Source organism: Bacillus sp. BSL6 (assembly GCF_052928345.1).
This window is the reverse complement of record NZ_JAVGCW010000017.1, coordinates 1-26,643: the sequence shown is the minus strand read 5'-3', so window position 1 is coordinate 26,643 and position 26,643 is coordinate 1. Positions and strand designations below refer to the sequence as shown.

The 26,643-nt window shown below is 36.2% G+C and carries 35 protein-coding genes and 1 pseudogene; all 36 read left to right on the top strand.

All coding sequences use genetic code 11. The features are described from left to right. Positions 1-188 (top strand): annotated as a pseudogene (locus RCJ96_RS26820) (ERCC4 domain-containing protein); the annotation flags it as partial. A 1-nt stretch (position 189) separates the two neighbouring features. Further along, positions 190-462: a hypothetical protein gene (locus RCJ96_RS26815; protein ID WP_446699935.1), complete on the top strand. Its 273-nt coding sequence runs from the start codon at positions 190-192 to the stop codon at positions 460-462. A gap of 50 nt (positions 463-512) precedes the next feature. Further along, positions 513-950, top strand: a complete 438-nt coding sequence (locus RCJ96_RS26810; protein ID WP_446699934.1) for a hypothetical protein — start codon at positions 513-515, stop codon at positions 948-950. A 60-nt stretch (positions 951-1,010) separates the two neighbouring features. Then, positions 1,011-1,547 (top strand): dUTP diphosphatase, encoded by a 537-nt coding sequence (locus RCJ96_RS26805; RefSeq protein ID WP_073569426.1) that lies wholly within the window; start codon positions 1,011-1,013, stop codon positions 1,545-1,547. Between the two features lie 205 nt (positions 1,548-1,752). Beyond that, positions 1,753-2,010, top strand: coding sequence for a hypothetical protein (locus tag RCJ96_RS26800; RefSeq protein ID WP_410976422.1), 258 nt, complete (start codon positions 1,753-1,755; stop codon positions 2,008-2,010). A gap of 37 nt (positions 2,011-2,047) precedes the next feature. Beyond that, positions 2,048-2,476 carry a hypothetical protein gene (locus tag RCJ96_RS26795; protein ID WP_046941870.1) on the top strand — a complete coding sequence of 143 codons (429 nt, stop codon included), beginning with the start codon at positions 2,048-2,050 and terminating at the stop codon, positions 2,474-2,476. Positions 2,477-2,509: 33 nt separating this feature from the next. After that, positions 2,510-2,755: a hypothetical protein gene (locus RCJ96_RS26790; RefSeq protein WP_270691815.1), complete on the top strand. Its 246-nt coding sequence runs from the start codon at positions 2,510-2,512 to the stop codon at positions 2,753-2,755. A 460-nt stretch (positions 2,756-3,215) separates the two neighbouring features. Continuing rightward, positions 3,216-3,338 (top strand): DUF3983 domain-containing protein, encoded by a 123-nt coding sequence (locus tag RCJ96_RS26785; RefSeq protein WP_229173902.1) that lies wholly within the window; start codon positions 3,216-3,218, stop codon positions 3,336-3,338. A gap of 37 nt (positions 3,339-3,375) precedes the next feature. Next, complete coding sequence (locus tag RCJ96_RS26780; protein WP_446699933.1) at positions 3,376-3,771, top strand: DUF1492 domain-containing protein; 396 nt, start codon at positions 3,376-3,378, stop codon at positions 3,769-3,771. A 178-nt stretch (positions 3,772-3,949) separates the two neighbouring features. Continuing rightward, on the top strand, positions 3,950-4,414 hold the full coding sequence (locus tag RCJ96_RS26775) for a hypothetical protein (protein WP_446699932.1): 465 nt from the start codon (positions 3,950-3,952) through the stop codon (positions 4,412-4,414). A gap of 78 nt (positions 4,415-4,492) precedes the next feature. Beyond that, on the top strand, positions 4,493-4,750 hold the full coding sequence (locus RCJ96_RS26770) for a hypothetical protein (protein ID WP_446699931.1): 258 nt from the start codon (positions 4,493-4,495) through the stop codon (positions 4,748-4,750). Between the two features lie 11 nt (positions 4,751-4,761). After that, the gene (locus tag RCJ96_RS26765) at positions 4,762-4,977 is read left to right on the top strand and encodes a hypothetical protein (protein ID WP_446699930.1); all 216 of its coding nucleotides are present in this window, start codon (positions 4,762-4,764) and stop codon (positions 4,975-4,977) included. Positions 4,978-4,983: 6 nt separating this feature from the next. Then, positions 4,984-5,241, top strand: a complete 258-nt coding sequence (locus tag RCJ96_RS26760) for a hydrolase (protein ID WP_446699929.1) — start codon at positions 4,984-4,986, stop codon at positions 5,239-5,241. 28 nt (positions 5,242-5,269) lie between these two features. Then, a complete protein-coding gene (locus RCJ96_RS26755) occupies positions 5,270-5,563 on the top strand; it encodes an HNH endonuclease (protein WP_446699928.1) in 294 nt (97 codons plus the stop codon). After that, entirely contained in the window at positions 5,553-5,909 is a 357-nt protein-coding gene (locus RCJ96_RS26750; RefSeq protein WP_446699927.1) for a hypothetical protein, read from the top strand. Before RCJ96_RS26755 ends, RCJ96_RS26750 begins: the two co-directional genes overlap by 11 nt. A 91-nt stretch (positions 5,910-6,000) precedes the next feature. Beyond that, positions 6,001-6,381, top strand: a complete 381-nt coding sequence (locus RCJ96_RS26745) for a P27 family phage terminase small subunit (RefSeq protein WP_446699926.1) — start codon at positions 6,001-6,003, stop codon at positions 6,379-6,381. 2 nt (positions 6,382-6,383) lie between these two features. Beyond that, positions 6,384-8,102, top strand: a complete 1,719-nt coding sequence (locus tag RCJ96_RS26740; RefSeq protein ID WP_446699925.1) for a terminase large subunit — start codon at positions 6,384-6,386, stop codon at positions 8,100-8,102. Between the two features lie 20 nt (positions 8,103-8,122). Beyond that, positions 8,123-9,292 (top strand): phage portal protein, encoded by a 1,170-nt coding sequence (locus RCJ96_RS26735; protein WP_446699924.1) that lies wholly within the window; start codon positions 8,123-8,125, stop codon positions 9,290-9,292. Then, positions 9,285-9,857: an HK97 family phage prohead protease gene (locus RCJ96_RS26730; RefSeq protein ID WP_446699923.1), complete on the top strand. Its 573-nt coding sequence runs from the start codon at positions 9,285-9,287 to the stop codon at positions 9,855-9,857. Before RCJ96_RS26735 ends, RCJ96_RS26730 begins: the two co-directional genes overlap by 8 nt. Next, entirely contained in the window at positions 9,850-11,019 is a 1,170-nt protein-coding gene (locus tag RCJ96_RS26725) for a phage major capsid protein (RefSeq protein WP_446699922.1), read from the top strand. Before RCJ96_RS26730 ends, RCJ96_RS26725 begins: the two co-directional genes overlap by 8 nt. 17 nt (positions 11,020-11,036) lie before the next feature. After that, complete coding sequence (locus RCJ96_RS26720; RefSeq protein WP_446699921.1) at positions 11,037-11,216, top strand: hypothetical protein; 180 nt, start codon at positions 11,037-11,039, stop codon at positions 11,214-11,216. After that, on the top strand, positions 11,209-11,502 hold the full coding sequence (locus RCJ96_RS26715; RefSeq protein WP_446699920.1) for a hypothetical protein: 294 nt from the start codon (positions 11,209-11,211) through the stop codon (positions 11,500-11,502). The genes RCJ96_RS26720 and RCJ96_RS26715 overlap by 8 nt, the downstream gene beginning before the upstream one ends. After that, positions 11,489-11,833 (top strand): phage head closure protein, encoded by a 345-nt coding sequence (locus tag RCJ96_RS26710; protein ID WP_446699919.1) that lies wholly within the window; start codon positions 11,489-11,491, stop codon positions 11,831-11,833. The genes RCJ96_RS26715 and RCJ96_RS26710 overlap by 14 nt, the downstream gene beginning before the upstream one ends. 1 nt (position 11,834) lies before the next feature. Beyond that, positions 11,835-12,179 (top strand): HK97 gp10 family phage protein, encoded by a 345-nt coding sequence (locus tag RCJ96_RS26705; protein ID WP_446699936.1) that lies wholly within the window; start codon positions 11,835-11,837, stop codon positions 12,177-12,179. Further along, complete coding sequence (locus tag RCJ96_RS26700) at positions 12,176-12,505, top strand: hypothetical protein (RefSeq protein WP_446699918.1); 330 nt, start codon at positions 12,176-12,178, stop codon at positions 12,503-12,505. The genes RCJ96_RS26705 and RCJ96_RS26700 overlap by 4 nt, the downstream gene beginning before the upstream one ends. After that, positions 12,506-13,066, top strand: coding sequence for a major tail protein (locus RCJ96_RS26695; protein ID WP_446699917.1), 561 nt, complete (start codon positions 12,506-12,508; stop codon positions 13,064-13,066). A gap of 21 nt (positions 13,067-13,087) precedes the next feature. Continuing rightward, positions 13,088-13,438, top strand: a complete 351-nt coding sequence (locus RCJ96_RS26690) for a hypothetical protein (protein WP_149177470.1) — start codon at positions 13,088-13,090, stop codon at positions 13,436-13,438. 230 nt (positions 13,439-13,668) lie between these two features. Next, entirely contained in the window at positions 13,669-17,295 is a 3,627-nt protein-coding gene (locus RCJ96_RS26685; RefSeq protein ID WP_446699916.1) for a DUF2207 domain-containing protein, read from the top strand. Positions 17,296-17,336: 41 nt separating this feature from the next. Next, positions 17,337-18,812 carry a distal tail protein Dit gene (locus RCJ96_RS26680; RefSeq protein ID WP_446699915.1) on the top strand — a complete coding sequence of 492 codons (1,476 nt, stop codon included), beginning with the start codon at positions 17,337-17,339 and terminating at the stop codon, positions 18,810-18,812. Next, positions 18,809-22,324, top strand: coding sequence for a phage tail spike protein (locus RCJ96_RS26675; RefSeq protein ID WP_446699914.1), 3,516 nt, complete (start codon positions 18,809-18,811; stop codon positions 22,322-22,324). Before RCJ96_RS26680 ends, RCJ96_RS26675 begins: the two co-directional genes overlap by 4 nt. Before the next feature lie 62 nt (positions 22,325-22,386). Then, a complete protein-coding gene (locus tag RCJ96_RS26670) occupies positions 22,387-23,895 on the top strand; it encodes a BppU family phage baseplate upper protein (protein WP_446699913.1) in 1,509 nt (502 codons plus the stop codon). Between the two features lie 43 nt (positions 23,896-23,938). Beyond that, on the top strand, positions 23,939-24,376 hold the full coding sequence (locus RCJ96_RS26665; protein ID WP_446699912.1) for a hypothetical protein: 438 nt from the start codon (positions 23,939-23,941) through the stop codon (positions 24,374-24,376). 12 nt (positions 24,377-24,388) lie between these two features. Beyond that, complete coding sequence (locus tag RCJ96_RS26660; protein WP_446699911.1) at positions 24,389-24,994, top strand: hypothetical protein; 606 nt, start codon at positions 24,389-24,391, stop codon at positions 24,992-24,994. Next, entirely contained in the window at positions 24,994-25,155 is a 162-nt protein-coding gene (locus tag RCJ96_RS26655; RefSeq protein ID WP_000852848.1) for a hypothetical protein, read from the top strand. Before RCJ96_RS26660 ends, RCJ96_RS26655 begins: the two co-directional genes overlap by 1 nt. A gap of 65 nt (positions 25,156-25,220) precedes the next feature. Then, positions 25,221-25,646 carry a phage holin family protein gene (locus tag RCJ96_RS26650; protein WP_046646710.1) on the top strand — a complete coding sequence of 142 codons (426 nt, stop codon included), beginning with the start codon at positions 25,221-25,223 and terminating at the stop codon, positions 25,644-25,646. Then, positions 25,646-26,479, top strand: a complete 834-nt coding sequence (locus RCJ96_RS26645; protein ID WP_446699910.1) for an N-acetylmuramoyl-L-alanine amidase — start codon at positions 25,646-25,648, stop codon at positions 26,477-26,479. The genes RCJ96_RS26650 and RCJ96_RS26645 overlap by 1 nt, the downstream gene beginning before the upstream one ends. Positions 26,480-26,643 lie beyond the last annotated feature (164 nt).

Here is a 26,643-nt window from a genome sequence, read left to right as displayed (position 1 = left end):
ATGAAAAAATGTTAAAGGGTCAATATCGTTCGAAATATAATCCATTGGCGTTACTTGGAAGACTTAATACATTTAAAGCAAAGTACGGTTTTGAAATTGTGTATTTAGATAACAAGTACAGCGGTAATTGGATATATTATCACTTTTATTATCAAGCGAAACATTATTTGAAAACAGGAGCTTTTTAATATGACTTATTCTCGTGAAGAACAAGAAACTACACTGGTTTTCGATAATAGCACAGGTCGGTGGAACATTTACTCTACTGTTCCGAAACACATTCGAAAACTTAGTAATCTATGTGAATTACAAACCTTAGAAGAAGAGGATGGAAGACCAACAGCCGTTAAAGGTGTTCTTCAAGAAAAACAAGTAACAATGAAAAATTTACGAGTTATGACGGAAGAACAAAGATTGAAAGCGGCTGAAAGACTTTCTAAGGTCAGAAACGTACAGAAATAACAGAAAAACTTTAGTTCTAATATCAATCTAATACAAAAGGAGCTCGAACCATGACAAACGTAAAATTGAACGTATTATTTAAGAAAATGCAAAAGGATGATAAAAAGGAAGTTTTAATGTTCCACGTATTAAGTGATGAGTTACCACATGCTGATGAATTATTGAAAATGCCAGGTACCATTGTTCATCTAACTGTGGAGAAAAGTGAAGTTGAGCCAATCGGTGCGGAGTTCGTTAATATTCAACGTGATAGCAAGAAAACGGCAATTAAATTAAATGTAAAACGTGATGCAAAAGGTGTAGTAAATCAGCTTTATCCTTTTGCCGGGGGAAATGTTGATATCATTCTTGAGCCTTCTCAAATGTCGATTGATGAGTTCTATGAAGAACCACATGAAGGTGTAGAGTATAACGTTAATCCTGATGGAACAACGGAAGTTGCTCCTGGTCAATTAAAGATTGTTGATGAAGAAACGATTGCTGAATAAATAACTGTCCTGGGCTTCGGCTCAGGATATCGATTATAAATTGAAAGGATGTAATTAAAAATGGCTAATACTGTAGTGGATCTAACTGAATTATTTACAATGCAAAAGGCGCTTGATGATGATATTAAATCAAAGCATAAAAAGAATTATCTTCGCTATGACATGATGTTCAATAAAGCTTATGCATTAAAAAATGAAGTAAATGAAGCATGGAACGTTACAAATGCTTTCAAGATGTGGTCAACAAAATTTGAACAGCCGAAAGAATCATTATTAGAAGAAATGGTTGATATTCTTCATTTCTGGTTATCTGTTGCGATGGACTTTAAATTAGAACGTGAATTACGAAAAGTTGAAATTACAACAAGTAAAATTAATGGTTTCAATAAAGCATTCTTCCATATGGATAAAAACGTTAATTACTTAATAGGAAAAGTTGAGTATAAGGATAAAGCTGGTGCGAAGAAATCTATGTTAGGCATCATGGATCTATTCTATAAAACAATTGTATTTGCTGGGTTTACATGGAATGACGTGGTTCGTATGTATAAGGAGAAGAATGAAGAGAATTTCAAACGATTAGCGGTTGGATATTAATAAAAAAGGCTAGGATTTCACCTAGCACTCAAGCATAAGTCGCATGGAAAGCAAGTATTGTGCAAATCGGGTATTTGCAAGTTCATTATATAACGATTATTGGGTAAATAGGCTGAATCAACGTAATCTTTACGCAGGTTTTACATGATATTGAAGTTTTTGATAAAGACCAAATTTGAATTTTATAAGAAATGGGGAATGAGAAATGCCAAGTTTAACACCTTTTATGTATAAACCACACTATAGCGAGACAGCCGAACCGTATCTAGTTTATTCAGTCGGTAATGATAAACCAGAAACAACAAGAGGTTATATTATGCAAGGGTATTGGGAATGTACTCACTGCGGAGAAGGAAATCAGTTCCGATTTTATGATGATGATCATCATCCGTATTTTTCAGCTACGTGTCCTGGATGTAAGAAAGATTTTATTGCAGAAGATGATACAGATTATGATGAGTAATTTATAACAAAATCGTTATTTGAAAGGATGAAAAAATATGGATCATACACTTAAAGATACTAAAAATGCTATTTTTTTCGTCGAGAAAGATGGAAAGCCAGTGAAGATTGCAGCAGTCAAGGACGTTGAGTTCAATTTCAACATCGAAAGCAAACAAAGTGTAGAAATCCCACGGGAAATTAGTATTAGTTGTAAATTCGAAATACCGGAGAACGTGAAGGAATTAATGGGCATGGGATTCACCCCACAGCAAGCATGGAATATTCATTTTCGTCAAAGTAGTAAATGGAAAGTACTTCATGATGATCTAACTAATGAGCAGGATATGATGCAATTGCTTGATAAGGCAATTAGTCGTGTGGAGGAATTGGAGTATCTATTAGAAGAAATTAAATGTTATGACGGATATAGCTGGCGGAATGACAGAGAATTTATTGATACAAGGATTAAACGAGCTTTTTCATAAAAACGCTATTTGGGAGAAAGGGGGAGTATACATATGCCAGTTGCTAATAAAATTTTATTTTCACTAGTATTGTTGTTTCTTTATGTAGGAAGCGTACTTGTTAGTCGTAAAATTATGAAATGGGTAATGAAAGAAACAAAAACTGGTCCAGACATATTTCTCTTGTTTTTAGTATTAATACCTGGAGCAAATTTAGGTGCAAGTATTTTGTTTTACTTTAACTTTTGTGTCCAAAAAATAAGTATAGATAAATTAGTTAAGAGATTCTTCGGAATGTAAAGGAAGACTTAATAAAAATTTCATTTGAACGTACTCGACACGTTTCGACATATAAATGACTGTCAGAAACATAGTAATTTGAAGTTTGATTTCTTTCTTAATACAAAATAGGTGTACAAGTGTTAAAACGTCTTATAAAGGCAAATAAGCGTGTTTTACGAGATTTAGAGTTTTTAAGTAGAAATGAGGTGGGAAAATGTTTGATGATTTACAAAAACAAATGACTTTGGCATTAAATGAACCAAATAAGGACAAGCAAAGAGAAATGTTTCAAGAAATCATGGATAGTCCAGAAATGGCTCGATTTAAAGAGTTGTTCCAAAATATATGGGATTGCATAAGTGGAATTATAAAAGTGATCTATGAACCGATTAAGAAAATAGCAAGATTGATAACAAAACAAAAACGTATTAATTCATATAGAAGACAACGGATTAAACATAGAAGGAGAGTGAGTAACATGAGTAATCATAAGAAAAAGAAATTAAAGAAACGACTTGCTAAACGCGCAAAAGCCGTAGATAAATATCAAACTAATAAAGCGTGGAGAAACATTTTCGTAAAAGCTGGTATTGTGAATTAGATTGTGGAAGGTCCAAAGAAAGTAGGTGAATCATCATTTGTTTGACTGGCTGAAAGACTATCAGAAATTAGAAGAACGAATCGCATACTTAGATTACAACTTAGATAAAACAAAAGCTGAATTAAAACGCTGGGTAAGTGGTGATTTGCGAGAGGTACGTTTAACTTCTGAATCGGAAGGTGCGAAAGTAGAAGAACGTATTGAAGCAATTGAATATGAGTTAGCACATAAGATGAATGAAATGCATGACTTATTGGAGCTAATTAGTAAGTTCAAAGGGTTAGAAAATAAAGTGTTAAAAATGAAGTATGTGGACGGCATGACATTAGAAGATATAGCTGAGGATATGAATTACAGTTCCAGTTATATCTATAAGAAACATGCTGAAATAATAAAGAGATTAAAGTTTGCTGAAGAACTTGCACTTTACTGACACCCAGTTTTATGAATGTTAACTATTGAAAATATGAATTATAGTAATAACATAAGAGATTGACGAAAGGGCAACTGATGCATGGTTGCTCTTTTATTATGTCGATATATGACGAAATTTTATTCTGTAAAAATGTACCTTTTTATCAGATAATGTAGATAGAAGGGAGATGTTTGTTGTGGATTGGTTAGATAAAGCGGCGAGCAACGCTCAAAAGGAACAAGCGAACGTCAAAGAAGTAGAAGAAAAATTAAGAGAACTAAAAGAAGCTTATCCAGATCATCTAATGCAATTGTGGAATGAGTTTAACAGTGTTTTTAAAAAGATTGAAGAAAGTTTTGGGCCAGAATCAACAAGTATAAAGGCACAAGAAAATGATCTTGTAATAAAGATTGCAGACGTTACTATTAAAGCAATTGCTGAACAAGAAGAACTAATGGGTGGTTATTTCGCTTCTGTTGATGTAACATACGATGTAAAAAATGCTTCTGGAGGGCCCGAATTACCTTATTCAACCATATATCTTACTTATGATGGTGAGTGGGTTTATCGTGACAGAAGTTTAAATAACTTGGTTAATAACGTGTTTGGGAAAGAGCAAATTACTGAAATAGTAAAGAATGCGTTATGGAAATACCTTTAAAATATACCAATTAGAAAGAGCATCACCATAATGGTGGTGTTTTTTTATTATGCAAAAATTACATAGGTGGTGTAAGTAATGGGAAATAAAAATGTAGTATCAGCTCAAATTGTTATTGATACGAAAGAAGCACAAGAGAATATTAAAGAACTAACAAAGGCAACTGATGAATGTGTGGCTGCATTAGGGAAGTTGGAACGGGTTATGAGTAGGTTTTTTACTAAGAGTGAATTAAAAGATATACAGGTTGGTATTTTACTAGATGGTACGGTTACAGCCGAATCGATCATTAGAAAAGTAAATGATATAGATGAAATCAGAAGAAGTTTTAAATAGGAGTGAGACAAATGAAACTTACTAAACAAGAACAAGCAATTGTAATTGGGACCTTATATTCAATACTAGGGCAGGACCTTGTAAACGAACGTATCAATCAACAGAAAATAAAAAATGTAACACCAATCTTTAATGAGATGGAAGACGATACAACGCCAAAGCAAAGAAGAGAAGCAATGATTAGCGTACTCGATAAAACAATGGATGCATTCCTGGATAAGGAGTGAGGATAGATGGACAGTGTTTTAAACGGTAAGATTGCTGCACTTGGTCTTATGCCAATTGATAAGAAAGCATATATCAAATACCTTAAGCCACATGAGAAAGCAAATAAAAAGTCTGGTATTGATGTTAATCGATTCAAGTATTACAAACTGTATGGACAGGAACCTATGCTTTACTCAATAGAATATCTCAAGCAAACACCAATAAAAGATTTATTGGAAAGAGATAAAGGTAATAAGGAACGTTTGGTTAAGACAACTAAATGATTACTTGATGAGTCAGGAGTGAACAACATTGACTAACTTCTACAAAACAAAACGTTGGAAGGGTAAGCGGGCAACTGTATTAAGTCGTGACCAATACCAATGCCAGGAGTGTAAACGATACGGCAAGAACAAGGAAGCAACAACAGTACATCATATCCATCCATTAAGGAATAGACCGGAGCTAAGACTCACAACAAGCAATCTGGTTAGCCTGTGTGGAAGATGTCACGATAAGATGCATGATCGTATAAGTGATGAGTTAACAGAGTTAGGTAAGCAATGGATAGAACGAATGGAAAGGATGAGGGAGAATGGAATGTAACGGTAAGTTGTTAACTGAAGAACAAGTAGATGAGTTATCGTTTATGGTTCACAACTATTACAACAAGGACATTGGTATTTGTTCATGTGATGTAGAACGAGTACTAAGAAGAACAGAGATAGGACTAACTAAAATAGAACTGGCAATTGTTATTGGTTCATTTGTTGAATCATTAGGAACTGAAGGGCTTGAGAACTGTGTGGATGAACATACATTAAAACGATTGGATGAAGAAGCTGAAAAGATTAATTATAATTCATCACCAAAACAAATATATGAAGCTGGAATAAGTGTAGTTAATAAAATTATTCAAGGAATATTAGAAGAACAATCCCCCCCACTTTAAAAATAAATCAAAGAGTCTTATGGGGACCGAGAGGGGGAGACTTTTCCAATAGAGCGACCTTATTTTTTTAGAAGGGGGGTGTGGTGCCCGGATGGATCCGAAGGAAAGAGCGAAATTGAAAGAAAATGTAATTGCTAATATGAAGCATTTAGGAGTGTATCGTGATGATTTTGAGCATACAATTGACATTTATGTTGGCATGTTGGCTCAATATAAAGCTTTTGAGCGGCAATTTGAGGAATCTGGCTTCCAAATAACAGATTCATATACAAATAAAGCCGGGGCTACAAATGAAAGAAAAACCCCTATCTATACGGCTATGGAAGCTTTGCGGAAAGACCTGGCGAACTATTCGAATTTGTTATGTCTAAATCCAAAATCATATGAACGGATAAAGAAACCAGAAGTGCCAATTCGTAAAAAAGAGACAGAAAAGCCAAAATCTAAATTAATACAAGCGTTGAGTGATTAATCATGAGTAAATATGAAAATTATGATTTAGTTATGGAGTATACAGCATCAATTGTGGAAGGCAGAAAGCTGGCGAATAAAGAACAAATTCAAGGATGTGAAAGGTTTTTACGAGATTTAGAGAATCATAAATATGATTTCAATCCAAAAGATGCCGAATTTGTTATAGGAATTATTGAAAAAACATTTGTACATGCTCAAGGTGAAACCTTAGATGGAACTCCATTAAGAGGTACGCCTTTTTTATTGGAACCATTTCATAAATACCAGGTTTATAATTTGCTAGGTTTTTATCATAAAGGAACAAAAATTAGACGCTTTAAAGAAGCGTTTATTTATATTCCAAGGAAGAATATTAAAACTTCATTTGCGGCGGCACTGGCTTGGGCGTTAGGACTTTTACATAGGAAATCAGGCAGTAAGGTTTATATTACTTCAGCGGCCCTGAAACAATCCTTGGAAAGCTTTAATTTTATAAACTTTAACTTAGGCCAAATGGGAGAAAAAGAGAATTTCCGGGTAATTGATAATAATCAGGAGCATTCGATTTCGGGTGAATTAGAAGATGGTTCTATATATATTCAAGCATTAGCAGCCAATCCGGATAAACAAGACTCATTAAACTGTAATATCGGAATTGCAGATGAATTACATGCTTATAAGACACCTAAACAATATAACATCATTAAAGAAGCCATGAAGGCATACACAAATAAGCTAATGATTGGTATTACAACAGCAGGAGATAATATGACAAGCTTTTGTTATCAGCGTCTACAGTATTGTAAGAAGATACTGGATGGCACTGTAAAAGACGAGGCTTATTTTGTGTTTATTGCGAAGGCTGATGAAGATGAAAAAGGAAATGTGGATTATACCAATCCAATTGAGCATCAAAAAGCTAATCCAGCATATGGTGTTTCGATTCGCCCAGACGATATGTTAAATGATGCATTACAAGCACAGAATGATCCACAACAAAGGAAAGATTTCTTAGCAAAGTCCTTAAATATCTATACATCATCAATTCGAGCATATTTTAACTTAGATGAATTTAAAAACTCAGATAGAAAGTATACCTGGACTATTGAAGACTTGCTTAAGTTAAATATAAATTGGTTTGGTGGTGCCGATTTATCCAAAATGCATGATTTAACGGCAGCAGCTTTATATGGAAGTTATCAAGGTATTGATATTGTCATTTCACACGCTTGGTTTCCCATAGTAGCAGCAGCTCAAAAAGCCGAAGAGGATAATATACCTTTATTCGGTTGGAAAGATGATGGATGGCTTACTATGTGTAACACGCCAACTGTTAATTACAGCGATGTTGTGAATTGGTTTGTCAAAATGAAACAAAAAGGATTCAAGATTAAACAGGTTGGTTTCGATAGGAAATTTGGTAGGGAATTCTTCCTTGGAATGAAAAAGAAAGGATTTGCTATAGTAGACCAACCACAATATTTTCATAAGAAATCAGAGGGTTTTAGGCGAATTGAGAAACAAACAAAAGATGGAAAGTTTTATTACTTACATTCTCAAGCATTTGAATATTGTGTGCAAAATGTAGCAGGAATAGAGAAAACAGATGACATGATTCAATATGAAAAAGTTATGCCAAATCAGCGCATTGATATTTTTGATGCAACTGTTTTTGGGGCAGTTCGTATGCTTGAAAACATGGATACATCAGTGAGTGCTTCCACATGGCTTAAAAACTAATTGAGATAGGAGGTGTAGATTTGAAGTTTTGGAGAAAAAAGAAAACTCGTTCATCCGTTACGATTCCAGTTGCAATTGGAAATGTTGAAACAGTTGGTTATACAAGGCTTTCAGATAATCCAGATGTATTAATAGCAGTAGATAAAATTGCAGATTTAGTTTCAAATATGACTATTCATCTCATGGAAAATACCGATGAAGGCGATAAACGTTTACGAAATCAATTGTCTAGGAAAATAGATATTGAACCACATCGGAATATGACGCGTAAGAGCTGGGTTTATAAGATTGTTAGTGACTTATTACTTCATGGAGATGGGAATTCTATTGTTCACATTGGGATTGACCCAAATACAACTTTGATTGATGATTTAACGCCGTTTCAAATGCAAGCTGTGAGTTATGAAGATGTGGAGGGCAGCTACCTCATCAACTTCAACGGCACAACATACACGCCAGACGAGGTGATTCACTTTGTGATAAATCCTCATCCGAATTATCCGTATCGTGGTACAGGGTATAGGGTTGCGTTAAAGGAAATCGTAAAAAACTTAAATCAGGCTACAAAAACCAAGAATAACTTTATGAGTGGAAAATACATGCCATCGCTTATCATTTCTGTGGATGCCATGACTGAAGAACTTTCAAGTAAAGAAGGTCGAGAAGAAATCATGGCCAAATATTTTGAAGAAACCGAAGGCGGAAAGCCCTGGATAATTCCAGCTAATTTAATGAATGTAGAACAAGTTAAACCCTTGTCATTAAAAGATATAGCAATTAATGAAGGTGTTGAATTGGATAAGAAAACTGTCGCTGGACTCTTTGGAATTCCAGCTTTTTTCTTGGGTATTGGTGAATTCAATAAAGAGGAATATAACAACTTCATTAATACGCGCGTATTTTCTATTGGACAAGCTATAGCGCAAACATTAACACGGGATTTATTATTTAGTCCAAATTGGTTTTTTCGTTTAAATCCACGAAGTCTATATTCATACAATTTAAGTGAAATGGTGGAAGCTGGTACACAAATGGTTGACCGGAATGCAATGAGAAGAAATGAATTGCGTGATTGGGTTGGATTAGATCCTGATCCAGAAATGCAAGAGTTAATCATCTTAGAAAACTATATTCCGGCTAATAAGATTGGTAGTCAAAACAAGCTGAAAGGAGGTGGGAACGATGAATAAACGTCATATGCAGTTCACGTCAGAATTAAAAACAAGAGATAGTGAAAACGAAAATGAAGCGGTAATTGAGGGATATTTCGTTGTCTATAATCAAGAAACTGAATTATGGCCAGGAGCGTTTGAAGAAGTTGCTCCAGGAGCATTTGAAAATAGCTTGCGTAACAATGACATTATGTGCCTGGATAATCACGATTCAAGAATGGTTTTAGCTAGTTTTGGTAGTAATACACTCGAATTAAAATCAGATAATCACGGTTTATGGGGAAAAGCGATTATCGACTTAGAAGATCCAAATGCAAAAAGCGCTTATCGTAAAGTGCAGACTGGGAAAGTGCGCGGTTGTTCATTTGGTTTTTATCCAACAAAAGAAGAACAAATTACACGTGATGATGGAACGATGAAGTGGAGAATTACTGAAGCTGAATTACACGAAGTTTCCATTACAGCATTTCCAGCCTATCCACAAACAGATATTATGGCTAGACAAAAAGATGTTGAAGTTATTAAGAAACAAAGATTAGAACAGCGAAAAAAACAATTAAGGGAGAGATTGACCAATGCCTAATCCAGTATTAATTGGTGCTAAATTAAATATGAAACGAAATTCTGTATCAGCTTTGGAAGGGAAGTTGACCGAATTACTTGCAAAACGTAGTGAGTTAGAAGCTTCTATTGATGGAATTGAAAATGAGGAAGATTTAGCGGCACTTGAAGCGAGTATTAAAGAAAATGATGAAGATATTACTTCAACAGAAGAAGAGAAAACAACTCTAACAGAAGAAATTGAAGAACTTGAAAAAGAATTAGAATCATCTAATCGTAAATCACCAGATAAAGGAGCGAAACGGAACATGCCAAAACAAACTGAAACACGCGAAGCAATCAATGCGTATGTGCGTCGTAAAGACCAAACACGAGCTGGATTCACATCTGTGGAGGGCGGAGCATTAATTCCTGAAGAGTTATTAGTGCCAAAGAAAGAACTTGTCGATACAGTTGATTTAACACAATATATCCGTACAGTTCCAGTAAATCGCGGTTCTGGTAAATATCCAATCATCAAAAAATCAAATGGAAAAATGGTTTCTGTTGCTGAATTAGCAAAGAATCCAGAGCTTGCAAAACCAACATTCGAAGAAGTGACATACGATATTGCAACATACCGTGGTTACATTCCTGTTTCGCAAGAAGTAATTGATGATGCTGATTATGATATTACTGGCTTAATTGCAGAAGATATCAAAGATCAAGATTTAAATACAAAGAACGCTCAAATTGCAGCTATTTTCAAATCTGCAACAGCTAAAGCTGTAACTGGATTAGATGGAGTTGTTACTTTGTTAAATACTGGATTTAAAAATGTATACAATGTGAAATTCTATGTATCATCTTCACTGTTTAACCAATTAGATTTATTGAAAGATAAGAATGGTCGTTATTTATTACAAGATGACATTACTGTTGCATCAGGAAAACGTGTTAAAGGTAAGGAAGTTGTTGTTTTAGATGATGATATCATTGGAACAAAAGCTGGTGATTTAGTTGGTTTCGTAGGCGATGCTAAAGAGTTCTGCACTCTATTCAATCGTAAACAAGCATCTGTTAAATGGATTGATAATGACATTTATGGTCAATTATTAGCTGGCTTTGTACGCTTCGATGTTAAAAAGGTTGATTCACAAGCTGGCTACTACATCACTTACACAGCAGCACCAGCCGGAGCATAAAAAAGGAGTGATTCTAAATGGCTAAATATGTGGTTTTAGAAGATTTTGCAGACTTACAAGATGATAACCACGTTTATCGCCAGGGAGATCATTACCCTCGAAAGGGACGAGCTAAGAAGGAACGAGCTGAAGAACTTTCAGGGAGTGAAAACCTTAGAGGTGAGCCTTTAATTAAGGAACTAAAAGGCGATGAATGAGCAAGTAAAATCGAATCTATTAAATTTATTAAAACTTGATTTAGGCATCACTCACAATTTGAGGGATGCTTATTTTAATAATTTACTAGTTAGTTCACAAAGTGAGATTGAGATAACAGGTATTGTATTAAATTTTGAAAGTATCGATGACCAAATGCTCACAGTTGATTATGCAGCATGGTCTTATCGAAACCGACAAGAAGATGTTTCATTATCCCGTAATTTACAAATCCGTATTAACAATAGAGTGATTAAGAAGGCAGGGACTAAAGATGCCATCAATTAAATCAAGTATAGGAAATGCAAAGCACATATCACTAGACGATGTGTGCTTTTTGATTTCCCTGATAATTATTAAAGATGAACTAAATCAGGATGAGATCATAGGGGAAATACCAAGACAAATATTTTGTTCTAAATTGAGTATCAACCGTCAAGAATTTTTAGCTGGTGGCCAACTTGGATTTAAGCCACAATTATTTTTTCTTGTAGATTCTGATGAATACGATGATGAAACCTCTTTAAAATATGAGAATCAAAAATATACAATTTATCGTACCTTTCCGCGTTCAGATGGTTTTACCGAACTTTATTGTGAGGTGAAGTCTGGTGACTAATATCAATAATTTAGCGAGTGAGATTGCTAGAGAATTGCAAAGGTATGCCGATGTTGTGGAAGAGGAACTAATTGAGGCTCAAGGAGAAGTTGCCGATGTTGCTATAGACAAATTAAAGCAAGATAGTCCTAAAAAAACAGGTGGTTATCGTAAAGGTTGGCGTAAGAAAAAAGGTGGGAAAGCAGTTGTTATTCACAATACAAAGGGACAACTAACACATCTTTTAGAAAACGGACATGCAAAAGTTGGTGGTGGTCGAGTACCGGGGAAGGTGCATATTCGTCCAGTTGAAGAGTATGTAATTGACGAATTGCCAAAACGTATTGAAAGGGCGATTCAACAATGACATTAGGTGAATTAACAAAAATCCTTGAAGCTACAGGTTATCCTGTGGCTTATTCGCATTTCACACCAACGTCAGGTAATCCGGTACCGAAACCGCCTTATATTTGTTTTCTTGTGAACGGATCAGCAAATTTAATGGCTGATAATAAGGTCTATCACAAGATAGATGATTTAAATATTGAGCTTTACACAATTAAAAAAGACTTAGTTGCGGAAGCGAAACTTGAAAAAGTCCTGGACGATCATGAGATTCCTTATGATTCGTATGGGACTTTTATTGAATCTGAAAAAATGTATCAAAAAATATATGAAACGAGGTCGATATAAATGAACAAAGTTACTTTCGGTTTAAAAAATGTCCATTATGCATCATTAGATACAACAAATGGTGCGGTTAAATTTGGAGTTCCAATTCGAATGCCTGGAGCTGTCGAGTTAACAACTGAGCCAAAAGGTGAGCTAACAGAATTTAATGCTGACGATATGGTTTATTATTCTTCTGCTAATAACCAAGGTTATGAGGGGACTTTATCAATTGCTATTGTCCCAGAGCAATTTGCTATCGATGTATTAGGGGAGCAATTAGATGAAACTGATGGTGTATTACATGAGGTTGCAAACGCAAAAGGAAAACCATTTGCAATATTATTTGAGTTCGACGGCGATGAAAAAGCAGTTAGACATGTTATGTACAGTTGTACAGCAAGCCGTCCAACAATTTCATCGAAAACAAAAGGTAGTTCCGCAGAACCAAACGTAAATGAATTAAAGTTTGTTGCTAGTCCGATTCATATTAACGGAAAACCATTAGTTAAAACGAAAACAGCTTCTAAAACAACAGCAGCCATTTATGATGGTTGGTACACAGCGGTCTATACCAAAAAATAATGATATAAGGGGGATATTCAGGTGGAAAAGATAATTGTAATAGATGGTAAAGAAGTTCCTATGAAAACTACCGGTGCAACAGGAATTCGATACAAAGCGCAGTTCGGACGGGATATGTTTGCTGATATGTTTGGCTTACAGGCATTTATGCCCTTGTTTACAGGTGGAAATATTCCTAATAAAGCACAATTAAAAGATATGGATTTTGATATTATTTATAACTTGGCTTGGGTTTATGCTAAAACAGCTGACAAGGATATTTCCGATCCTCTTTCATGGTTAGATTCATTTAGTGAATTTCCAGTATGCGATATTGTTGTTGAATTACAAGATTTAATTATAAGATCACTGAAAACCTCAAAAAAAAAATAAAGAATGAAGAAGAGGAACAAGGAAGTTCAAGTGATGAAAGAATATCGTTTGATAACTTCCTTGTTCTTTGTCATAGGGTGAATTTAACCATTGATGATTTGGAAGTTATGACTATCGGAAACTGTTTAGATTATATTCAAACGGTGCTTGATATGAATAAGAAAAAAGAAAATAAAGTTAGAAAAGCAAATCAAAAAGACTTCGATTCATTCTAAGAAAGGGGTGAGAAAATGGCAGGAAGAATTAAAGGGATTACGATTGAAATTGGCGGAGAAACTACCGGTCTTCAAAAGGCATTAAAAGATGTTAATAAGCAGAGTGATAATTTAGCTAATGAATTAAAAGAAGTAGAGCGATTATTAAAATTTAATCCAGGTAATGTGGAAGCGTTGGCGCAAAAGCAACAATTGTTAACGCAACGTGTGGAAGCAACAACTAACAAGTTAAATCAATTAAAAGCAGCGGAACAGCAAGTACAAGCTCAATTCGAACGTGGAGATATTGGAGAAGAACAGTATCGATCATTCCGCCGTGAAATTGAGTACACAGAAGGTTCATTACAAGGCTTACAAAATCAATTAAAAGGCATGAAGGATGAACAAGAAAAAGTAGCTCATGCAACCCAACAATTAAATACAATTTTACATACAACGGGTTCTAGCATAGACCAGTTTGAAGAAGCTTTAGGAAGTCGATTAACATCAGCAATTCGTCAAGGTACAGCATCATCCGCTCAACTTGAAGAAGCGATAGGGAAATTGCAAAACGAGTTAAGAGAAACGGCTGAAGAAGAATCTAAGGTAGAAAAATCTACCCGTGAATTAAATGCTATCTTTGACATATCCGGACGAAGTGTTGAGGAATTTTCAAGTATTTTAGGATCGGATTTAACATCAGCTATTCGAAGTGGTATAGCAACTTCAGGACAATTAGAAAAAGCGATTGAACTTATTGGTCGTAAAGCTCTAGGTAGCAATGGGGATTTAGATAAATTTAAAGCTACATTAAAAACCATCCACGATGGGGCTAGCCTGGATCAAATAACAAGGGAATTGGATGAGGTTGCTCACGAGGCTCGTAATGCGGAGAAAGCTGTAGATGAATTTGGAGTAGGTCTGGAAAACGTTGCAGGAGCATTAATGGCTGGTGGAGGAATTGCAGAAGCTATTAGACAAGCATTAGATGTATCGAGTTTAAACACTAAAATAGAAATTTCTATGGAAGTACCAGAAGCTTCTAAGCAATCCGTAAAGGATGCAATTAGAGGAGTAGAAACATATGGTGTAGATGCAGAAGCGGCCTTAGAAGGCGTTCGTAGGCAGTGGGCCTTGAATAAGGGTATAAGTGATGAAGCGAATGCAGCTATTGTAAAAGGTGCAGCGGCAATTTCAGCAGCTTATGGAAATATAGATTTTACAGAATTAATTCAAGAAGTGAATGAAATAGGTAGTGAATTAGGAATATCACAAGAGAGCGCTCTTGGTATGACAAACGCTTTACTTAAAATAGGCTTCCCACCGGAACAACTGGATATTATAGCCGAGTATGGTGGACAGCTAACACGGGCTGGATACAATGCTGAAGAAGTCCAAGCGATTATGGCAGCTGGGGTGGAAACTGGCACTTGGAATATTGATAATCTCTTAGATGGTTTAAAAGAAGGTCGCATTCGAGTAGCTGAATTTGGTCAAGAAGTACCAAAAGCACTTCAAGATTTACTTAAAGGTACAGAAATTTCTACTGAGCAAATGCAAAAATGGGGTAAAGCTGTAGCTGAAGGTGGTAAAGGCGGATCGCAAGCTATGGTGGAAATCGCAAAAGCTTTAGATGGTGTAGACGATGCGACAAAGAAAAATCTGATTGGTGCTCAAATTTTCGGAACACTTTATGAAGACCAAGGGCAAAACATAACTAACACTTTAATAAATGCTACAGATAAAGTAGTTGACTTCAAGGCAAATCAAGATTCGTTAAATGAATCTGTTAAACAATTAGATCAAGACCCAGCTGTAAAGATGCAACAAGCTATGGTGGAACTAAAAACAGCAATGGAGCCATTGTTATTAGTAATAGCCGATGTTATTAGTTCAATGGCATCATGGGCGGCAGAGAATCCAAAACTAGCATCTACAATTACAGCTATCAGTATAGCGCTTGGAGTAATAATTGGAGCCGTAGCCGCCTTAGCTCCTGGTTTTATTGCTTTGTCAGGAGCTATTGCAGGAGCTGGTGGAGCCGCAGCTGTATTTGGTGGAGCATTAGCTGTTATGACAGGACCAATTGGATTGGCTATTGCAGCTATTGCAGGACTAACCGCTGGAGGAATTGCTTTATACAATCACTTTAAAGAATCGTCACTTGAGGTTGAAATATTTGGTGACAAGGTTTCAGAATCAACGGAAAAGGCTGTAGGTGGATTTTTGAAGCTAAATGATCAGGCTACAGTGTCTTTAAATCAAATGGCTTGGAGTGGTCAAACTGTAACAGCAGAAATGGCTAATGGAATTGTAAATACAATTTCTCAAATGGGTGATCAGGTACTTGTAGCAATGCAAGAAGATCATGCAGCTCAGTTATCAACTATGCAGGCATTCTTTGATTCAAGTGCAGCTATAACTGATGCGGAGGAAGCTGAGATTATTGCGAAAATGCAAGCGAATCAACAACAACAACAAGATGTTATTACAAATGGTAAAAACCGAATTGCTGAGATAATGAATGCAGCTAAAGAAGAAAAGCGCGCAATAACTGATGCTGAAAGACAAGAAATCAATGGCATCCAAGAGCAAATGACATTAAAAGCTGTTGAACATATGTCTGCAAATGAAATGGAGCAAAAAGTAATCTTAGAGCGCATGAGAATGCAATCAGGTCAGATAACAGCTCAACAAGCAGCAGAAACGGTTGCAAATTCTGTTAAGCAAAAAAATGATGTTGTAAAAGAAGCAAACGATCAATATAACAAAACTATCGCTGAAATCATAAGGCAACGTGATGAAACAGGAACGATATCGTCTGATCAAGCGAATAAGTTAATAAGTGAAGCAGAAAGGCAAAAAAATGAAACAGTAAAAAAGGCTGAAGATATGCATCAAAAGGTGGTTAATGAAGCACAGAAACAAGCTAATGATCATGTAGATAAAGTGAATTGGCAAACGGGTGAAGTACTATCAAAATGGGAAGTTTTTAAAAATGATTTCGGTAGAACGACAGATTTGATTGGGAAAATTGCATCTAATAAGTGGGAAGAAATGAACAATGATGCTCGAAATAAATGGGAAGAAATTAAGAAGTGGCCTGGACAAAAAATTAAAGAAATGAAGAGCGATGTGGAACGTGAAATGGGAGAAGTAAAAAATCGTATTAAGGGAATTTTAGATGAGATAACTGGATTCTTTAAAAGTGTTAAATTGAAGCTACCTAAAATAGAACTTCCACAAATGCCGAAATTCAATTTAGAAATGGGTTCTAAAACATTTATGGGGAAAACTGTTACTTATCCAACTGGTTTTAATGTTGATTGGTATGATAAAGGTGGTATCTTTACTGGTCCACAAATCATCGGGGTAGGGGAAAAACGACCTGAATTTGTTGGTGCCCTTGAAGACCTAGAATCAATAGTGAAGAAAGCAATGATAGATGTTTCGAATCAGAACGTTAGAACGAATGCTATCGATGTATCCTCTGTAACAATAGGTAATGAAATGAAGCAATCCACAAGCGGATTACCCACACAAGGTGGAGACCTAGTCATTGAAGTTCCTGTTGTTTTAGATGGACGAGATGTAGCGCGCGGCACTTATCGATATACAAAAGAGTATCAAGAACGAGAAGAACAAAGAAACTCAGACTTTTAGGTTTGGGTTTCTTTTATTTTACATAGAAATGAGGTGTCAAAATGAGTTCTTTTACATTTAGTAACGAACGAAAAGACTTTGTTCAAATCGCAAAAGGATGGAAAAGACCGACTTGGGCGCCATTAAAAAGGAATTTTCTAAGTGTTCCAGGATATCCAGGTGCAAGACTATTAAACACACAAACAGAAATGCGAGTTCTTTCTATTCCTGTAGGAATTATAGTACCTGATGGTTCTGATTTAGAAACATTGAAAGAAGAAATTGCTGATTGGTTAATTACAGAGCAACCAGCGGAGCTTATTTTTGATGTAGAACCAAATAGAACATATTTAGCAGTTGTGGACGAAAGCTTTGATCCTGATGAATTTGTGACACTTGGGATAGGTACAATTAACTTTATTTGTCCAATGCCGTATAAATTAGGACCTATACAAAAGAAAATGATGGCAATTGACCAGGGGGGTAATTTAAGAGCTGTATTTCGTAATAAGGGATCTGTAGAGTCCAACCCTATTATAGATATTACTGTAGGGGTACAAAGTCCTTTCCTTGACGTATGGAGCGATAATGACTATTTCCGGATTGGGTATCCTGTCGGATACAAATCCAAAATTGTAAAAGAAGATGAGCGACTTGTAAATGACGATTGTTCTAGCTTGGTTGGTTGGGAGCCTTTTGGGGGACAAATAGGAAAGTTCCTTGCAAGAGGATCTATGGAAGTTATAGGCGGGAAGGCTTTTAGGGCTTCAAATTATGGAGGAAGCGGGCCGGATGAATGGCATGGTCCTTTTGTTATGAAAGAAATTCCGACGATAGGTAGGAAAATTGGGGACTTCAAAATGGATGTCCAGTTCGCCTTACAGTCAACGAAATATGACCAGATGGGTAAAACTATTGCGATGGTATTGGATGCTAACTACAACATTATCTGTCAAGTAGATATGAGTGATGAATATATGAGCCATGAGATCACATTAGCTCATTCAACTGTAGGGACAGGAGATAATGAACAAATCCTCTCAAACGAAACAGGATATTATGTTGATACGTTCAATCAATTTTCAGGGCATTTCGCCATAGCTCGCAGGGGGAATCACTGGCGAGTTTACTGTGCTAAATATATTGAAGGAACAGAACAAGATGGGGCTTCATTTGTAATGGAATGGTACGACGTAGGTAATCGAAATCCGAATACTACCAAAGAACCGAAATATATTGTTGTTGGTTGTGTAGCCTTTGGAGAGTATAATCCCGTTAATGTTTGTCAAATTAAAGATGTTAAGTTTTGGAGAATCAACACTTTAGAAATAGACGAAACTCCTTATATTTTCGATGTAGGAGACAAGGTACAAATCGATACAGAACGTTCACTTGTAACGATTAATGGTACAAACGCAATAGCACTAAAAGACATATTTAGCACATTTCCTATTGTAAAGCGTGGACAAAATGAACTGATAGTACGTCCAGCTAATATAGGAATAGTAGAGTTAACGTATAGGGAGCGGTTTAGATGAGGACACCGAGCGGTGACTTACATATTGTTGATTTTAAAACAAGTCAAATTGTTTCAGCTATACAACCAAAGGATTATCGGGATGACAAGCGACATTGGGAAATTAAAAATAATATCGACACCTTAGAGTTTAAAGTGTTTGAGGATACAGATCATGCAGCGACGCTTATGCAACAAAATTTAGTGTTAAAAGAAGTACGTGGTGGCAGAATCATTCCTTATGTTATTACAGAAGTAGAAAAAGATTCTAATGATAAGTCCTTGATAGTTTATGCATCAGGAGAATGGATTCAACTTGCTAAAGCGGGAATCATCGAACCACAAAACATTGAAAGTAAAACATTGAAACAATGTATGGAGATAGCCCTCAAAGGTACGAAGTTTGAAATAGGTAAAACAGAACATGATGGAGCGCATTCAATGGTGATTGAGGAATTTACTGATCCGTTGGATTTATTAAAAAAGATTGCGGCTTCATTTGAGCTAGAAATCCAATACCGCGCTGAAGTCGTAGGCTCTCAAATCGTTGTTCGTTATGTGGACATGGTTAAGAGAAGAGGGCGGGATACAAGAAAAGAAGTAACGGTCGGTAAAGACCTGTTGGGAATTAAACGTATTGAAAACTCTCAAAATATTTGTACCGCCTTACTAGGTTATGTAAAAAGAGAAGATGGAGAATTCATTACGATATCAGAAATCAATAATGGTGTTCCGTATCTTGTGGACGAGGCAGCTTATCAACGGTGGAATGAAAAAGGAAAACATAAATTTGCTTTCTACACTCCACAAACCGACAATCAAGATATGTCTCCACAGAGATTGATGACTCTGATGAAAACAGAAATGAATAAACTTGTAAATACTTCTGTTTCATATGAAGTACACGCTCAAAGTATAGGACGGCTGTTTGGACTAGCGCACGAACTAATCAATGAAGGCGATACAATCCGAATTATAGATACAGGCTTCACACCTAAGTTATACCTTGAAGCACGCGCTATTTCTGGTGATGAATCATTTAAAGACCCTACACAAGATAAATATATGTTTGGTGATTATCGTGAAATTGTTGATCAAAATGATGAGTTGCGCAGATTGTACCAAAAAATTCTAAGTTCATTGTATGACAAGGTTCCACAAGAATTATTTGACCAATTAAAGGATAAAGTAAATGAACAAAACGAAGCCATTATTGAAGCGAATGATAAAGCAGAGCAAGCTCAAGAAGAAAGTCAAACAGCCAAAGATTTAGCGGAAGCAACTGTTGAATATATGGAACAGAATCTTGTGGATATCATAGAAGGTGTTAATCCTCCTACAGATAATCTGAAACCAAACAAAACGCTATGGCGTGATATTAGTAACGGTAAGCCTGGTATTTTGAAAATATGGACAGGTACGGATTGGGAACCTGTTGTTCCAGATGTTGAAGGGATAAAGAGAGAACTTGAGCTTACTAATGAGTCTTTAGCATCGAAAATATCTGATAATCAAATGCAGGATTATGTAGGTGGTTTAGGCGGTGTAAACAAGTTTTTTAACTCAGCTTTTGAGGACAGAGTAATTAATGCATCTACTGGAATTGTTACTTCTAAAACTCCAAGCCTTACAAAGTGGGACAAGATGGGAATCACTACAGGAACAGCAGTTACTCCAACGAGTGTCCGAAATCACGATGGATATAATTCAGCTCAGATTCAAGCTACAGGACTAACTGCAAATGCTGGGACAGGAATTAATCAATTGATACCTATTACAGCAGGGGCAGGGAAATTAGTGCTATCAATGTGGATATTCACTAATAATAAAGCGGGATTAGACTCGGGAGGAGCTATAGAGCTTAAATTTCTTAATGGTGGAACTGTTGTAAAGCAAGAATTAAAAGATTTCACGGAGCAATTAACCAATGGATCTTGGACATTGGTAAGTTTGACTCTTGATATCCCTACAAATGCTATCACTCACGTTCAAGCCGCTGTCTTCATACGTAAAAATGGTCTTATATGGGTATCACAGCCACAAGTGCAACAAGGAGAACACCCTTCGACTTTCTTGGAAAATCCGAAAGACTATGCTAACTATGATCAACTTGTGGATGAAATTGCTAAGAAAGTTGCGACGTCTGATTATAATCAAAAGGTTGCTCAAATGGAGACGCAAATAAATCAGCAATCTGATCTTCTTGAATTTAAGGCAGAGAAGAAGGAAGTTTACACAAAAGAAGAAGCGAAGGATGAATTTGGGGATAAGGCTATTGTAGAAACGCATAGTGCCCAATTAACTTTAATAAATGATGAGATTAATCTAAGAGTTAAAGAAAATGATATAGCTTCCACAATCAATCAAACAGCACAGTCTGTATTAATCCAAGCTAACAAGATTTATCTTGACGGTTATATAGAAGCAAAGCACTTGAAAGCTCAGATGTTACAAGGTGTTACGATTCAAACAGCACCGCAGGGGTCGGGAGCAAATCAGATCCGTTTAAACGCTCAGAACATGACGTTATATGGAAGTGGTCGCAACCGTGGATACTTTGGTTTCATGGATAATACGCAGAATCTTATTAAGACTGCTATCGTGCTTGGCAATGATTACACGTCTAACACACAGATTGAGGGCTCTATGGTTCTTGAGCAAATTACTCCTACGAATAACAATTACACAGTATCTACCGGCTCTATCGGGATTGCTTCTTCAAGAGCATCTAACGGAGATATCATCAAGACATCGTATATTGACTTTGCTAGACGTGGAGACATGACTATCCGCTCAACTTACGGAATGAACATTCTTACTCAAAATAGTACACTGACGCTCCAAACAAATAGCAATGATGGTATTAGTATTGACTCGGGCTCATATGTGGACTTTACGTCTTCAAACGCAACTTACACGTTTAAAAACAGTCGTAATGCGGTTGGTAAGTGGTCAATGAGATTATACGAGAGCAATATAAATAATGGTGATGTGGATTTAAACTTAGGTAATCAATTAACTCTACGTGTAGCTAGGCAGTATCCGTACACCCAGGAAGGCCTGCAGGTTAAAAATAATGCAGGTAATGATTGGGCGGGAGTATCCTGTGGTGTATTGACTTATAGTTCACTTTCTCAGAGATCAACTAAAGCATTAAAAACAGGTATCAAAGATATTGAAGCATTAAATGTGTTAGATACACTCATGGAGCTTCAACCTAGACAGTACTTCATGAAAGCTGATGTAAACAAACTGTATGAGAAACGTGAAGGGATTTCTGAAGGAGGAACAGTTCCGACTTACAACGACATTCCTCAACAATACGGGTTCGTTGCAGAGGAAGTCCCTGAAGCATTTGCTACTCCAGGACGTAAAGCAGTCAATATGTATCCTCTTATCACTATAGGTATTGCAGGAGCTCAAGAAGTTTACAAGAAGCATCTAGCTTTAGAGGAAACTGTTAGGGCTCAAGCTACTCAGTTAGCAGAACAAGAGGACAGAATCGCAAGGCTAGAAGAGTTATTACTTCAATAATTACTAAGAAACTAGAGCAGCCATAAGCTGGTCTTTTTTATTTTGCACAAAGGAGTGATTTTATGACATTCAAAACACGCGAACTTACTGTAGATCTAGTAAATGAGATGTCTACAAAGGAGATTCGTTTTTCACAAGGTGATAGAAATTCGGCTAAATTAGTATTAAATATAACAAATGAAGGACAGGAATTGGATTTAAGTCAGGCAAAAGCAGTTCGAATCACTTTTAATAAGCCAGACGGTACAATAGTGTTTCAGGAAGATTTACAGCCGATTAATGCAATGAAAGGTAAATATCAAATCATCTTAAAAACACAAACTTTAGCTGCAGCGGGAAATGTGTATGGACAAGTTCGGATTTTCGAAGAGGGTGATAGAGAGTTAGATGCAGAACCGTTTGTATTTACTGTTAAACAATCATATTCAGGCGATACAGCGGTGGAGTCCACAAATGAATTTACAATTATCCAACGGGCTCTTGAAGTAGGAGAAAAGTTTCAAAATGTAGATTTTGATCCAATTATTAAAGCTGGAGAACTGGCGCAGGGATCATTGCCGAAAACAGGCGGTACGATGACAGGGGTACTGAATGTTAATAATGACATCTATATAAAATCCAAAGACGGTATAAAGCAGTTTGCATTTGCGGTGGATGCTAATGGAAAGTTATGGTTCTCTGATAAGACTAATAGTAGAGACATTTTCACCGTAGAAGCTGACGGGACATTTAGAGTTGCAGGTCTTTCAAACCTTTTAAAGAAAAGTGGAGATGACGTATTAGGTGATTTAAAGTTTGCTAACGGGAGAATGCTCAGATTTCAGAGACCTGACAACTTATCAGGTATAGCAATAGGAGCTGATAGTAAAGGTGGAATTTATGCATGGTCAGATTTTGCGGCTAAAGGTGTATTTACGTACAGCCCTGAGACACATCTCTTCAATATGCAAGCAGATACAAACCTCTTGAAGAAAACAGGGGATATGATGACAGGAACTCTCAAGATGAGTCCGATGGCGATTATAACTCAAGAACAGTTAAAGACAACTGCAAATGCAAAAGGTATTTTCTATACAGATGCAGGGTCAACAACTACTGTTGCTGGAATTGGTAGATATGTTGATGAAACTGGAGCAGATTTTCTTTATATGGGACACGGTGGTAGCCCGTGGGGCGGAGGAGCTACAGGAGGTTTAAGAGTTAGCCCTACCCAATTCTCCTATAAAGGTAAGAATATCATGACAGCGGAAAAAGATGATAGAGCTATTATTCCTGTAACAGCTGATGCTGAATTAATCACTTCTTATGGTGTTATAGCTGACAGACGAGGCAATACAGTAACTTTAAGAGCACCAATCAGAAGAAGGGTAGGGTCTACTAATGGGCATGTACTTACGCTACCGCCAGGGATGCGGCCTACTATGATGCTAACTCAAGTAGTACATGCAAGTGACGGGACGCCTGCTCTTATAACAATTCCTAGTGATACTGGTCAAGTGCTACTTCAGACGATTACCCCTGCTATTATGGGTAAGGACTATCACATAGTATTAACGTACGTAGTAGATTAATAGTGTTTTAGATTAAACAAATATAGAAGGAGATGTTTTATAAATGAATGTATCTAAAGGTGATAAATTTATCATGGATAGTAAGTATATTTGGGAATGTATTGGAGTTATTGGAGAAGAAGTAGCTAGAATTCCTCTATCTTTTAAGGCTTTAAGCGAAGTTTTAGAAGGGATCTATAATTCAAATAAGGATTTACCTTTGGAGGATAGTAATAGGGTAACCCACTTGAATTTATCATGTGTAGGAGATGAGAGTACATATGCATGGGTAGATGTTTCTGGAGAAAAAAGCCCTGCTTTCAAGTCTTACGTAGAAGGAGAATTGGTCAATTGGAGTAATAATCCTTCAGTAGATAATATTTTATATGCATTATATTATTCAGTGACACGAAACGGGATTAGGGAGTATGACTTACATGACGACAAAGGTAATTTGATAGGGAATTACACTGTATTAGACTACTCTGAAATACATCAATAAGGAGGGAATATTATGGCATACGGATACTGTTATGACAACGAAGGTAAATTCACGGAAATGATTCCTTTAGAAGAAAAGGCAATCGCTGAAAAACAAACCTTTTATCGAGAAGAAACAAAAGAAATTGTTACAGAAGAAAAACTTTGTGAGCTTCACCAATCGATTGTGGACGGCACTTATGTACCTGATCAGGGGGATACAGAAGAACCAATCAGTAAATATGACTGTCCTGATTGTGTAATGGCAAATGTAGATTATGAAACTATTAAAGTACCTTATGAGGAAGAGGTCATTGTAGGTTATGAACCAAACATTCCTGAAAATTGCACATTACAAGTTTGTCCGGATTTAATTTATGCTCCAATATTCAAGAATGATAAATGGCTTAAAACAGTCGTACCAAAGCCAGAAGAACCGCAACCACAAGAACCATCTGAATTAGAAAAAATTAAGAAGCAACAGGAATTAATGCAGCAAGCGATAGATGAAATGATTATACAAAATCCAACTCCAGATGAATTAGCAGAGTTAAAGAAACGCTTGATCCTTATGCAATCGGCGATTGATGATCTCATCATTTCTAATACTCCAGAAACACTAGAAGGAGGTAGTAACTAATGGCTGAATATATGGCACAACGTGTTATCGATGGAGCTTTTACGTATACGTTTATTATTATCAAAATGAAGGTGTACAAGGAGCGTATTGATAAATACCTAACTGATAATGGAAGAGCTGATTTAATTACGGATAGCGTAGTAACGGCTTATTTAGTATAAAATACAGCTTTTAAAGACAAGCGTGCAGCAGCAGGCTTTTTTATTTTGAATAAAGGAGTGGAAAGATGGATCGTATTGATGTGTTAATGAAAACATTTATAGCTACTTTTGGCGCTTTTTGCGGGTACTTTTTGGGAGGATGGGATACAACATTGAAAGTTCTAGTTATCATGGCAGCTATCGACTATATCACAGGAGTATTCGCAGCAGGATATAACGGAGAGTTGAAAAGTAAAGTTGGTTTCAAAGGCATCGCCAAAAAGGTGGTGCTTTTTCTTTTGGTTGGAGTTGCAGCGCAGTTAGATTCAGCGTTTGGCAGTAATAGCGCTATTCGTGAAGCAACAATCTTTTTCTTTATTGGGAATGAGTTGTTATCACTTTTAGAAAATGCTGGTCGAATGGGTATTCCTTTACCTTCAGCTTTAACAAATGCAGTTGAGATTTTAGGTGGTAAAGCAAAACAAGAAACGAAAAAAGGAGATGTTGAATAGTGTTTAAATTAACGAGAGATCCAGGTCATGGTGGGAAAGATTCAGGTACAGTTAATAGTCAAACTAAATTAACTGAAAAGGCAGTTGTATTACATGTTTCAAATAAGTTAGGGCAAATCCTTGATACGTGCCAAGGTGTCGTCCACAATTCAACACGTAGTACCGACGTATTCATTTCTTTAGGAGAACGTTGTAATATTGCTAATCGTTATGGAGCGTCATTCTTTGCTTCAATTCATGTGGATGATGCCAGTGCAGTGGGAAAGAGGTTTACAACGTATATTCATCCAAATGCCCCAAAAAGAACAAGAGATTTATCTCAAAAGCTTCATAATGAAATGTGGAATAATTTCTATTCTAAGTTTGGTGTATTCACAAACGGTGAAGTACGTGAAGCAGATTATGCAGTATTACGCGATACAAGCATGGATGCTTGCTTATTTGAGAATGGCTTTATGAATAATATGGAGCATGTAAAACTTCTTTCTCAATTTAATGAAGGTGGCTTCTTAGATCAATTAGCAGCAGCATATGCAAGAGCATTTGCGAAAGTATTTGGTTTTACAGTAAGCGGCAGCGCAAATAACAATCAAGGAGTGGGGATTACAGTGAATAAATTTAGTAAAGTAGTTACTTATGAGTTCGGCACTGCATTAGTACCAGAAATGTTAGGCATGATGGATGCACTTGGATATAAGTCTAATATTGTTTCTTATGGGGACAAACAAGGGCTAGTTCGTTTTGAAACAGATTATCGTCAAGGGAACGAACTGGATAGAGCGACTGCATGGTTAGATGCTAAAGGCCTTAAATACTTCTATACAAAAGAATAGTTTGATTAACAAAATAAGAGCCGTCCTGTTGGGCGGCTTTTTTTATTTATTTTATAAAAATGTACCTTTAAATTTAACGATATGGTTGAAGGAGAGTAAATGTATACTAAAATCCTTAATGCTAGCTTAACGGTGACTTAATGGTACTTTGGTAAACTTAGTTG